Genomic DNA, 11356 nt, shown 5'->3' with positions numbered 1-11356 from the left:
AAGTTTAATACAGAGCATCTACTTAGAGAGTGCTATGGAATTACCTCCCATCCCAGAAAATGAGCTGCAACGCTTAGCCACGTTGCGAGCTCTCAATGTGCTAGATACCGATGCAGAGGAACGCTTCGACCGTATCACTCGCCTGACTCGGCGAATTTTTTCGCTGCCTATTTGTGTGGTTACCCTTGTGGATGCTCAGCGTCAGTGGTTTAAATCTCGCCAAGGGCTTGAGGTGACTGAAACGTCACGGGATATTTCTTTTTGCGCCCATGCTATAAATTATGATGGTATTTTTATTGTTAACGACACTCTGTTGGATCCGCGTTTTAGTGATAACCCTCTTGTAACACAGCCACCCTTTATTCGTTTTTACGCAGGTTATCCACTAACGATCAACCATAATTACCGGGTTGGAACCCTATGTCTGAATGGTACTGAACCACGGGAGTTTAGCCGTGAAGATATTGAAACCTTGACGGATCTCGGTCAAATGGTGGAGGCCGAGTTACTATCTATCGCGCAGAATACCTTAGATCCCTTAACTGCCATTTCAAATCGTCGAGGATTTGAGTTATTGGCCCATCAGGCCCTTGCAAGTTGTCGGCGTGCGGATTCAGAAGCGGCTTTAGTGTTCTTCGATCTCGATTTTTTCAAAGAGGTCAATGACAGTTTTGGTCACCGTAAGGGAGATCAAGTCTTGTACGATTTTGCCCATATTCTGATGGCGGCTTTTAGGGAATCCGATGTGATAGCAAGGCTTGGAGGGGATGAATTTGTTGTGCTGCTGAGCTTTGTGCACCGAAATACAGTTAATCTGGCTGTTGAGCGTTTTAAACTATTACTTGAGCAATATAATCAACAGCATCCGCAACAACATAGGTTAGCAACCAGCATAGGTATTGCCCATTGGACACCGGATTCAGAGCATAACTTGGATGATCTTTTAGAGGCTGCTGATAAGGCTATGTATCAAGAAAAAGCGCAGCATCATTCACCTTAAATATCCGAAGTTAGCATGGATTAGCAAATCTGCATTATGAATAGGGGAACTCATGTTCCCCTATTCATACGCCCTAGTATCAAGTTAGAAGTTGTCCCTAGGCCGTGATAAGTGCAATCCAATGTTGGTATAAAGGCAGGCCAATAAGTACGTTTATTGGAAAGGTAATACCTAGTGAGGCTAGCATTGCTAAGCCAATATTGGCCTCGGGTATGGCCGCACGAATGGCTGCTGGTGCCGCAATATAGGATGCGCTAGCACTTAAGGCCGCCAATACCAAAATGCTGCCTGAGGGTAAATCTAACCATAAACCCACACCTATTCCGCACCAAGCCAAAACAAAGGGGATCACCGCGGCAAACACTAATAAACGCCATTGTTTAAGAGGCAGAGGTAAGCATACCTTGGCCGTGACTAAACCCATTTCGAGTAGAAATAAGGCTAACAAGGTTTTAAAACCACCGAGTAGCACAGGTGTAAGCGGCGCAAGCCCTGTTGGGCCATAGAGCCAACCAATCACCACACCACCAAGGAGCAGTACAACGCCGCGACTGGTTAAGGCTTCGTGCAATACGTTTGATTGCACTTCTCCTTTGGGTATTGTTTCAGTAGGATTTTTAGCGCTTAAATATCTATGTAGCCAGAGCATCACAATAATTGCGGGTAGTTCGAGTAGCACTAAATACAGTGTTGTTTCAGGTCTTAAGGTGAGTCCAGCATTTTCCACCATCGCCATGACTACCGCAAAAGTGCCCGCGCTGACGGAGCCATAATGGGCGGCAATGCTAATGGCATCGGTGCGGCCTATGCGTACCAGTTGGGTTAATACTGGATATAGGACTAATGGAATGATTAAACCTAAGGCAATCACGGCTAAGAGCTCGCTGAACACCAGGTGTTGGGTGTGCCCATGGAGTGACATTCCACCCTTTAAGCCCAAAGTGAGCATCAACAAAATAGATAAGGTTTCATAAATAGCCGGTGGGACTTTAAGATCTGACTTCACGAGGCCAGCTAATAAACCTAAAGCGAAGAAGGCAATCACAATATCGGGCATAAGTATCTCATTAGTTTTGACTTTTACGCCGTGCAGCACACGGTGAATGGTCGAGTGATCCTGATTACTGGTGATTTTGAGCCTAATTAGTTATATTGAAAAATAAATTGTTTACTACTTAGGTATAGATAATTATCTATGGATAAGCGTTCATCATCGACTCAATTTAAACTGCGGCATTTAAGTTTTCGTTTATTACAGGTGTATGTGCAGGTTGTTCGGCTGGGCAATATTTCCGCAGCAGCAAGGGTCTTGCACTTAACTCAGCCGACGGTTTCATTGCAACTTAAGAAGCTGGCCGATATTTTGGGTGAGCCATTACTTGAGAGCCGTGAGGGACGAATGTCGCCTACTTTGGTAGGCAATGAGTTTTATCGCGCTGCATGCGATACCTTGAGTCGTTTTGAAGATTTTGAAGCTTTTATGCAGCAGGCAAAAGGCGGTAGCGTGGGTCATATCAATATTGGCATAGTCACCACAGCAAAGTACGTATTACCACGGATTTTAGGCGCGTTTTATCGTCAGTTTCCACAGGTTAAAGTGACTCTTAATATTGGTAATCGCGCCCATGTGCTAGGGCGGTTTGAGCATCAAGAAGATGATTTATACCTGTTTAGCCATCCCCCAAGTGGCGATAATGTGTTATCCGCACGCATCATTAAAAACCCGCTGCAACTGATTGCACCTCAAGATCACTGGGCGGTTGGCCGTGAACAACTGAATTTTAACGAGCTGAAGAATGAGCGTTTTATCGTGCGCGAACCGGGCTCCGCCACTCGCTTGATGTTCGAGTCTTGGTGTAGCGCTCAAGGCATCACCCTAGGTGATACTATGCAAATCGAGAGCAATGAAGCCATACGCCTCAGCGTAGCATCGGGCTTAGGTTTATCAGTGATTTCAGCGCACACGCTGCAAGAAGGGCGGGAAAAGCCCGCTATTCTACCCGTTACGGGTTTTCCGCTCGAAAGTAACTGGTATCTGGTTAGTCGCAAAGATCGCCGTTTACCCTATGCCGCCATGCAACTGGTGGATTTTATGGCAGCACATTTAGCCGAATGTATTGAGCCAGAGTGGGTTGCGACTGATATCAGTGAATTGGCAATGCGCTTTAATTGTGTAAGCAATACCGCATCTAACTAACTGTTTTAAATAGTTAACACCTAAGATTGTGTCAAACGCAGAAACGCAGAAACGCAGAAACGGATAAAGCCCGTCGTGGGGTTCCAAGACGGGCTTTTTGTGGCGGGTCGACGCATAATTAGGAACATTTACTTAGTTGGGATGATTTATTTATCCTTGTAATATTACGATTTAGCTCAAATTTAAACTGACTCAAATTTAAACGGATAGCCCCTAAGTCCCTAGAAAAAGAGGTAACTAGCTCAAATTTTAGCTAGTTACCAATCGACAAACAGTCCCACCCTTATCTTTTAAGTTTGAATTGGCCGAGTAAATTAGTGAGTTGAATTGATAGCTCTGAAAGTTCACGAGCCGCTAAAGCACAATTTTCTGACGTTTGGCTGTTTTGATGGGTTACCTCATCAATTTGATTAATTCCGATGCTGACCTGATCTGCTCCGGAAGATTGTTCATTCGCAGCTTCAGCAATCGTATGCACTAAGCCTGCGACAGCCCCAGTATTTTGAACAATGCCAGATAATACCTCGGCGGTCTCTTGGGACAACTGGATCCCTTTTTGTGTACGTTGGGCTGATATGTTTATCAATGCTGCCGTTTGTTTTACCGCATCAGAACTGCGTCCAGCTAACTTGCGAACTTCATCTGCAACAACAGCAAACCCTCTTCCTTGTTCACCGGCACGTGCAGCTTCAATTGCAGCATTTAATGCAAGTAAATTTGTCTGTGTTGCGATAGATTCAATAGTCGTGATGATGTTGTTAATATCTGTTCCTGAAGCTTCAATTTCCTTCATGGCTCCTTGCAATTCTAGCATTAACGAATTACCACTTTCGGCGGCTTGTGCAGACTGTGTTGACAATAAACTGGCTTTGTCAGCATGGTTGGCACTTTGTCTAATCTGAGCTGCAATCTGTGTTACTGTCGCACTAATTTCTGTTACAGCAGAGGCTGATTCGGTAGCTCCGCTAGCAAGATCGTGGCTCATGGCTGAAACTTTATCTGCATTATTTCCAATGTGTTCTGAACGTTGCCGAATTTGTCCAACCAGGTTGTTTAGATCGAGGATCATTTGATTGAGAGCTTGTCCGAGCTGATCATTTTTAGAAGCCATTGTTACATCTTGGTTAAGGTCGCCTCTTGCAATGTGATCCGCAACCATGACATGAGAATGTAAAGTGTCAGCCATTCCATCTAGAGCTACAGCAAGTTGCCCAATTTCATCTTCACTTTGGTAGCGTAAGCGTTTATCAAATTGGCCTTGGGCAATGGTTTTTGCCATATCAACGGCAGCAAGAATGGGTTTCGTTAGGCTCTGTGCGATGAGAAGCATTGCAACTATCGCAATGATGGAAACCAATAAGCCTATAAAGATTTGCCAATAAGTATTCTTAGCGTTGTTCTCGTCAATTTGTTGTGACATTGCATTAACATCACTAAATACTAAATCCTTTTCAAGCCTAATCAGTATTCCCCATTGGGTGGTACTAGTGCCTAATGTTATTGGATTCAAGACGTGCAACAGGCCTGTTGTTTCATCGGTATAGATGGCTTTTTCACCTCGGCGCATCAAATCACGAATTTTATCAGCTTCTTTGTTGTAGAGATTATCTACGGGTTTACCAATCGCACTGGGTTGTTTGCTGGCGGCGATGACTAAACCATCTGCGGTAATAATGGAGACATCGGCCTTATTGGGGTAGATAGCATCGGCGACCTGTTCACTCACTTTTTGTACAAAATCGAGATTATAGTCAGCCCCTGTTACCCCTAAAAATCGGTCATTGACAATCACAGGAACCGATAGAGTGGCTAACCACACATTTTTCCCTTGGACAATATAAGGTAATGGTGCTGTTACGGTCTGGCGACGATCCTTTTGTGGATTTTGATACCAAGCACCTTTAATAATGCCATTGGGATGTTTATCAGTAGAATTATATTCCACGAGTGATTGCACATTTAAAGTACTACTATTTCGGACCCAATAAGGTGTGAAACGCCCAGTTTCACTGTTGTTACCCTCTTCCCCATTAAGATTTTGGGCATCATTATTATCGAATTTATTTGGCTCCCAGCAACTGTATGTACCATTTAAATCAGGGTTGCTTTTGAGCGCTTCATTCAACATGTTATTGAATATATTGCGATTAAGTATATTGGTTGTACCCGTATGTGTTGCACTTGCAGTGTCTGCTAATGTTTGAGCTGTCTGCATCCCCTTTTCTAGTCGTCGACTAATAGATTGTGCATATTCAGAAGCCACACTTTGCATTTTATCAAGGGTGATACGTTCGACTAATGAAGATACAGTCTCATTAATATGCTGATTATTGATCGTTGTAGAATAAATATTATAGACGACCAATATCGAAGCCGTCAGAAGCATTCCGACACCTGCAGAAAATGCAATTTTTGTTTTTATTGATTTGAATTTCATTATGATACCTCTTTTTATACAACTCAGGTTTCAAGGGTAGTTTATTGAATTTATTAGTTATATTTATATTGTTGCTTTAAGTGATCATTATATTTTTGACCTAGAAATATTCATTGTGACTACAACTCCTTTTAGTATAGTCAAGCGTTTCTAGATTATTTTAAAAAAACTAATCAATATATTTTTTGTGATCAATGAGAGATATTTCGATGGTTAATGCTATGGACTAGTGGAGGCATTATGTTAAACCCGCTAATTACATAAAATGGAATTAACCTTACGAAATACTGTTTGAATGCCGTAAGTGCTATAAGCAGCATGTTACGGAGGGCTTTGAGGGCTTTGACCAGAGCATTACAAATTCTCTTGTCGCCGATTTTCTGTTACAGAGCAGTGCTGAATATGCAGATTGACGCCCTAGTCACTTCGGCTCATTTCAATTAATCGACTGTAGGTGCGGCGGAATTCAAAACTGAGTGCCCCGCCTTGGTAGAGTTCGGTAAGCGGGACTTCGCAGCTGAGGTATAGGGCCACGTTTTGATCGTATAACTCATCGATTAAGCTGATAAAACGCCGCGCTGGATCATCGTTGGTGGCATAGGAGAGTTTACGCTCGCCCGTGGTTGCAGCTTGATTTTCACCTGTTCCGTCTTCAGTGCCCCTTGCGCGGATCCAACCTTTGACTTCACCGCCCAGTTTAGGGACGTCACTGACCATTAAGGTGTTAAATCGACTGGCGATTTCGATGTAATCTAGCTGTGATCTTGGACCGTCACATAGGGCGTAAAAGTCGAACCACGCGACGGTTCGTTCAGCCTGATCTACAGTGGCGCGGATCACAGGGATTTCACGGTTGCAGATGGTGAGGTTGGTATGGCTAATATAGGGCGAATCTTGGGTCAACTTACTAAATGTTTTTTCAAAATCCAGCATTCCTATAAGGCTAATATTACGAGAAGTTACAGCAATTGCACCTGAACTCCGCTCAGTGTTTAGGGGTTGCATTCTATGGTCTTGGGCACCATCGAGATGCAGCATTTGAGTGTGTGTTTGCAGCAGGGCAATACAGGGCAAAAATCTGTGTCTAGCTAAACCATTTTCATATAAGCGCTCAATAGGAATATTTGAGGTAGCAACCAGTACCACGCCTTGTTCGAATAGGCACTCAAATAATCCCGCAAGTATCATGGCATCGCCAATATCCGAGACAAAAAACTCATCGAAACAAAGTATTTTGCAATCTTTGGCTAGGTTTTTGGCGATAAGTGTTAAGGGATCTCGTTTGCCAGAGTGTTCCCGCAGTGCTTGGTGGATCCGTGCCATAAATCGGTGAAAATGCAGTCTTAACTTTCCGTCTGTTGGCAAACAATCGAAAAATAAATCCATCAGAAAAGTTTTGCCCCGACCTACATCGCCCCATAAATACAGGCCTTTAATTTGAGAGTGTTGTTTCTGGCTGGTATTTTTAGGGTTTAAAGTCAGTTGATGGAATAGATCTTCTAGGGCTAAAACGGCCTGTTGCTGTGCGGGATCTTCAACCAAATCTACTCCAACTTTGGCTTGATAAACGGGCAGCGGAGATATACTGGTATTTTTAGTGATTAATTGATTAAAAAGCATAGTGTTAGCCATATTCTCGACCTAGTTTGCCTTGACCTTTTCAAGCTGCCATTCAGGTAGCTTAGTTTCTAAGTCGGGGATTATCCTATCGGCATCGCCCCGTAAAATAATCAAAGGTTCTTCCCTAAAAGCCCCGTTTGCTAACTGTTGCAGTCTTGTGGGCGATAGGGCTTGCAACTCTGCATTTAGCTTCAGTGCTTCTGCCTGAGTAAAACCAGTCGCCAGTTGATGAATATAGTGGCTTTCTCGCTGTATCTTGTTGTCTTGGATAAGCAAATCCTCACCAATTAAATAGGTTTTAAGTGTATCGATTTCGCCTTGGCTGGCAGTTTGCGTTTTAACGAGTGCGAGGTGATCTAATATGCCCACCACAAAAGCCCCTGTGTGTTCTATGGCTGTGCTGCCATAAAATTTGATACTGCTAGAGAGAGGTGCATTGGTGCATTGGCCGTAAATACCATAGGTGAGACCACGTTTTTCCCGTAAATCATAATAGAGTCTGCCCGAAAAACTACGGCCCAGTAGTGCGGCTAAACTGCGGCAGCTTAAGGTTATTTGCCGTGGGCTGAATTGCTGTGTATCTAAGGCATAACCAAGACGAACTTGAGTCTGTACGCTGCCAGGAGCATCAATCAGGTAAATCTTCTTCGTCCGCTGTGGGTTTTTCGGAGGTAGAATTTGATTGGAATAAATGGGTTTAGTATTGATAGGCCAAAGGGATAGGCTATTCTGAATATCAAAATTAGCTTTATTATCATATTGTTCTGGAATAAATAAGTGCCACTCAGCCTGCATTGTTGCCTGCATTGTTGCCTGCAGTTGGATCTGTTGTAGTTGTCCTAAGGTCAGTGTATCGAACAGGGTTTCATTGTTGATGGCTTGGTTATAGGGATGGGTCTGCCCCAGTAATTTATCCCGCCAAACCTTATCTATCTCGGCGCCACTAAAGGCGTTTAAGTGTTTGTTGAGCTTAAGCCGACGACGGATATTATCGATCTCTACAGGTGCACTTGAATATGCCGTAAAAGTCTCTGGTTGCCAAAATTGCACTAATTGACCATAAAGGTGATTAATATTGGCAGGGCAAGTGAGGCTTAAATTAATGCTGTGCAGGGTAACTCGAATTTCAAGTGTCTCAAAACAGGGATCATTGCTCGCCATTGCTAAGGCTTGGGCTTTTTCTTGAAAAGCGAGTTGCAGAATATCCGGATTAACAAAGGGTATTTTCGGGCTCACAGCCGTTAAGCTTAACCTGTTGGTTGCTATGTTATCGACTTTTGCCCCAAAGACTCTCTGTAGGTGATAGGGTAACTGCAGTGCTTCATGGAATTCCTCTGCATATACGCTATCCATTGTGGGCATTATAGCATCCACTTTAGGTAACGTATTTTGAGTTTCAAAGCTCGCTAAGTTTGGTGCTTCGGTTGGGGTGAAAACCATTTGTGTCTGTTGGCAAGCACTGAGCAATAGAGCAATAACGCAGGGCATTAAGCTGCGTAGTGGGTCATATATTGGACTAGTTAGAATACCTTTGTTGGTCATAATGCCGCATCCTCCAAGCTGTCACTCATACTATCAGGTAGCCATTCCAGTAGGGTTTTCCCCCAGCGAATATACCAAGGTGGCAATAGATCTACTCGCACATAGTCTTGGGTGAGATATTGTTTTGCTGCGTTTTGGATATCGCTGGCCGTGACGGCATTAATCTGTTCCCACTGCGCCGTTAAGGGATGGGTTTGATCCGGCTTAGATGTTGCCGAGAGCTGTGTAGCGAGTGCTTGAGTGTCGTCCAGCTGCTGTAATCGATTGTTTAACCATCCCTGTTTAAGTGTGCATAAATCTTCCTCATCAATGGGTTGCTGCTGTGCTTGTGCTACGAGTTTCAACACTTTTTCAACTAAGGCATCGAGTGAGGTACGTGCTCTTGGCACTAGTACTAGATTGGTTATTCCGTGGTTTTCTAGCTCAAAGGGAAGAGAGTAATTGAGCATTTGTGCAGGATTATGCTGGCTAAGTTTAGCCAGCTGGCTGTTGGTATTTTGGAATAAATAGGCTTCGAGCAACGTTATCGCCGCTGCATCGGAATGACCTTTACCTACTGTATGCCAAGCGAGTAATACCCCAGGCCAAGGGCCTCGTTCATCAATGAGTTCGGCATGTATATGTTTTGGCTGGATGGTTAACGGAGCAAATTTAGGTTCGCCAACCTTAGGCTTAGGCCAAGTCGCAAAATATTCAGCTATCCAGTCTTTCGCCTCAGGGTTGAGTTTTCCGACAAGGGATAACTGCATCGCATCGGGGCGATAATAGCTTTGATGAAAGGCAATTAGGCTTTCAGGTGTGGCATGGGTGATATCATCGCGACTGCCAATAATACCGTGGCCGTAGGGAGTATCTTTCACTTGGGTGAGTAAAAACTCCATTGCACTGCGCACATAGGGCTGATTGTCTATCGTTTGTGCCATTTCTTGCAGTACCGTTTCCTGCTGATTTTTGACGGTAGTCGTACTAAGACTCGGGCGAATAAATCGGTCAGCCTCAAGATAAAGGCCGAGTTCGAGCGCTTGACTCGGGAGGGTGACATAGTAATTGGTGTAGTCGAAATGAGTACTTGCATTAAAACGAGCGCCTAGGGCACTGAGCTTTTGTGCATAGGTATCACCGGGAGCATGTTCGCTGCCCTTAAATAGCATATGTTCAAATAAATGGGCGTAACCCGTTTGTCCTTGGGATTCGTTACGGGAACCTAGGCTCAATTGACTGGCGACAGTAACGGTTTGTTTATTTTCTAAAGCTAATAAACGTACCGTTAGGCCATTGGCTAAGGTGTAAGTTTCTATTTTTGACTCTAGCTCATATAAGCCGCTGGCACCTTCAATCAGACATTGGGCGTTAAGTTCTGAGCTTAAAATACTGGTCACGAGGGCGATATAAATGCCCATATGGATTTTCATTATGCTTTCTGCCTTGGTTAAAAATGTCGCTCTTTACTTTGTTATCCTTGATGGGGGGTACGGTAAAGTCAGTGACTCGTCGGATTTCATCGAATTCAGTTGAATATCATTCAGTTTTCTAAAAGAACTGCTATGATGGCACAGTTCTTTTTCTGGCATAAGTACAAGATATGGTAAGCAGATCTCCGTTCGAATCATTTCAGTGGAAAAGCGATATTTTTAACTGTGAAAGCACTGATATTGATAATTTTTATCTACTGCTTGAGCAGGAAATGTCCCGTTTGGGCATGGTTGATAAGACATTGGGTGAAGTAGGCAAATACAGTGTGAGTTTATATCAATCTCCTGCCGCTAAATCGGGCTTACCGTCTTTATTGATCAGTGCAGGATTTCACGGTGAAGAGTCCGCTGGGCCATGGGGGTTACTGCACTTTTTAAGTGAAGCTTCGACCGAGTTATTTGAGCGAGTTAACTTAAGTTTACTGCCCCTAGTGAACCCCACTGGATTTCATCGCGGTCATAGATTCAACAAGTTTGGTGAAAACCCTAACCGTGGATTTGTGTTTGAAAACGGTAAGCCAAAGGCGAATGAAACCACATCGATAGAAGGTAAATTACTGCTCGAACATGCTCAGCTACTGATTGCCGCGAGTCGAGATGGTATTTTGACCTGCCATGAAGATGTGTTAAGTCATGAAGCCTATGTGTATTCTTTTGAGCCAAGCCAAGTGCCTGGACGTTTTAGTCTCGACTTGCGCGATACATTAGCGGGATATTTCCCCATTGCGGCTGACGGTGAGATAGATGGTTGTCCCGTAAAGGACGGTTTGATCTTCAACCATTTTGATACTTCATTTGAGGCTTGTTTGGTTCGCAGTGGTGCAAGAGTTGGTGCTTGTACTGAAACGCCAGCACTGCAAAATTTTGATCAACGGATATTGGCTAATAGCGCGGCAATGACTCATTTTTTAGCTCTTTGCGCACCATTATGTGATTGAAAAGTTTATTTAGAGTAAAAAAATACCCGCAGTAGCCTGTCTCTTGATCACATCTCGTGCTCAAGAGATAGAGCCAATTCGTAGCCTTCAAGGATGGTTTGCAGTTTGAACCATCCTTCCCATAACCGCTCCCAACCTACTACACCCGTT

At 43.8% G+C, this 11356-nt stretch carries 8 protein-coding genes; 3 read left to right on the top strand and 5 right to left on the bottom strand.

Going from position 1 to position 11356, the window contains the following annotated elements:
• Window positions 1–34: 34 nt before the first annotated feature.
• Window positions 35–1000 carry a GGDEF domain-containing protein gene (locus tag L2744_RS09885; RefSeq protein WP_248991755.1) on the top strand — a complete coding sequence of 322 codons (966 nt, stop codon included), beginning with the start codon at window positions 35–37 and terminating at the stop codon, window positions 998–1000.
• A gap of 97 nt (window positions 1001–1097) precedes the next feature.
• Here L2744_RS09885 and L2744_RS09880 read toward each other — a convergent pair whose 3' ends face one another.
• Window positions 1098–2057 carry a sodium-dependent bicarbonate transport family permease gene (locus tag L2744_RS09880; RefSeq protein ID WP_248991754.1) on the bottom strand — a complete coding sequence of 320 codons (960 nt, stop codon included), beginning with the start codon at window positions 2055–2057 and terminating at the stop codon, window positions 1098–1100.
• A gap of 138 nt (window positions 2058–2195) precedes the next feature.
• Between L2744_RS09880 and L2744_RS09875 the strand changes: the two genes are divergently transcribed.
• Complete coding sequence (locus tag L2744_RS09875; protein WP_248991753.1) at window positions 2196–3197, top strand: LysR family transcriptional regulator; 1002 nt, start codon at window positions 2196–2198, stop codon at window positions 3195–3197.
• A 283-nt stretch (window positions 3198–3480) separates the two neighbouring features.
• On the opposite strand, the gene L2744_RS09870 is transcribed toward L2744_RS09875, so the two are convergent.
• From L2744_RS09870 to L2744_RS09855, 4 genes are all read right to left on the bottom strand, one after another.
• On the bottom strand, window positions 3481–5634 hold the full coding sequence (locus L2744_RS09870) for a methyl-accepting chemotaxis protein (protein WP_248991752.1): 2154 nt from the start codon (window positions 5632–5634) through the stop codon (window positions 3481–3483).
• A 417-nt stretch (window positions 5635–6051) separates the two neighbouring features.
• Window positions 6052–7266 (bottom strand): cell division protein ZapE, encoded by a 1215-nt coding sequence (gene zapE / locus L2744_RS09865; protein ID WP_248991751.1) that lies wholly within the window; start codon window positions 7264–7266, stop codon window positions 6052–6054.
• A gap of 9 nt (window positions 7267–7275) precedes the next feature.
• Complete coding sequence (locus L2744_RS09860; RefSeq protein WP_248991750.1) at window positions 7276–8796, bottom strand: M16 family metallopeptidase; 1521 nt, start codon at window positions 8794–8796, stop codon at window positions 7276–7278.
• On the bottom strand, window positions 8793–10208 hold the full coding sequence (locus L2744_RS09855) for a M16 family metallopeptidase (protein ID WP_248991749.1): 1416 nt from the start codon (window positions 10206–10208) through the stop codon (window positions 8793–8795). The genes L2744_RS09860 and L2744_RS09855 overlap by 4 nt, the downstream gene beginning before the upstream one ends.
• Before the next feature lie 170 nt (window positions 10209–10378).
• Here L2744_RS09855 and L2744_RS09850 point away from each other — a divergent pair, with 170 nt between their 5' ends.
• Window positions 10379–11206 carry an N-acetyl-ornithine deacetylase gene (locus L2744_RS09850; RefSeq protein WP_248991748.1) on the top strand — a complete coding sequence of 276 codons (828 nt, stop codon included), beginning with the start codon at window positions 10379–10381 and terminating at the stop codon, window positions 11204–11206.
• Window positions 11207–11356: the final 150 nt, after the last annotated feature.

Origin of the sequence: Shewanella profunda (assembly GCF_023283765.1) — a bacterium.
In the GTDB taxonomy this organism is placed as follows: domain Bacteria; phylum Pseudomonadota; class Gammaproteobacteria; order Enterobacterales; family Shewanellaceae; genus Shewanella; species Shewanella profunda.
Note: the sequence above shows the minus strand (reverse complement) of the source record. Positions and strands in the feature narration are given on the sequence as shown.

What these genes read in the sequence shown, in the direction of transcription:
- L2744_RS09860 (WP_248991750.1), bottom strand. Translation starts at nt 8,796, where the DNA reads ATGACCAACAAAGGTATTCTAACTAGTCCAATATATGACCCACTACGC.
- L2744_RS09875 (WP_248991753.1), top strand. Translation starts at nt 2,196, where the DNA reads ATGGATAAGCGTTCATCATCGACTCAATTTAAACTGCGGCATTTAAGT.
- L2744_RS09855 (WP_248991749.1), bottom strand. Translation starts at nt 10,208, where the DNA reads ATGAAAATCCATATGGGCATTTATATCGCCCTCGTGACCAGTATTTTA.
- L2744_RS09870 (WP_248991752.1), bottom strand. Translation starts at nt 5,634, where the DNA reads ATGAAATTCAAATCAATAAAAACAAAAATTGCATTTTCTGCAGGTGTC.
- zapE (WP_248991751.1), bottom strand. Translation starts at nt 7,266, where the DNA reads ATGGCTAACACTATGCTTTTTAATCAATTAATCACTAAAAATACCAGT.
- L2744_RS09850 (WP_248991748.1), top strand. Translation starts at nt 10,379, where the DNA reads ATGGTAAGCAGATCTCCGTTCGAATCATTTCAGTGGAAAAGCGATATT.
- L2744_RS09885 (WP_248991755.1), top strand. Translation starts at nt 35, where the DNA reads ATGGAATTACCTCCCATCCCAGAAAATGAGCTGCAACGCTTAGCCACG.
- L2744_RS09880 (WP_248991754.1), bottom strand. Translation starts at nt 2,057, where the DNA reads ATGCCCGATATTGTGATTGCCTTCTTCGCTTTAGGTTTATTAGCTGGC.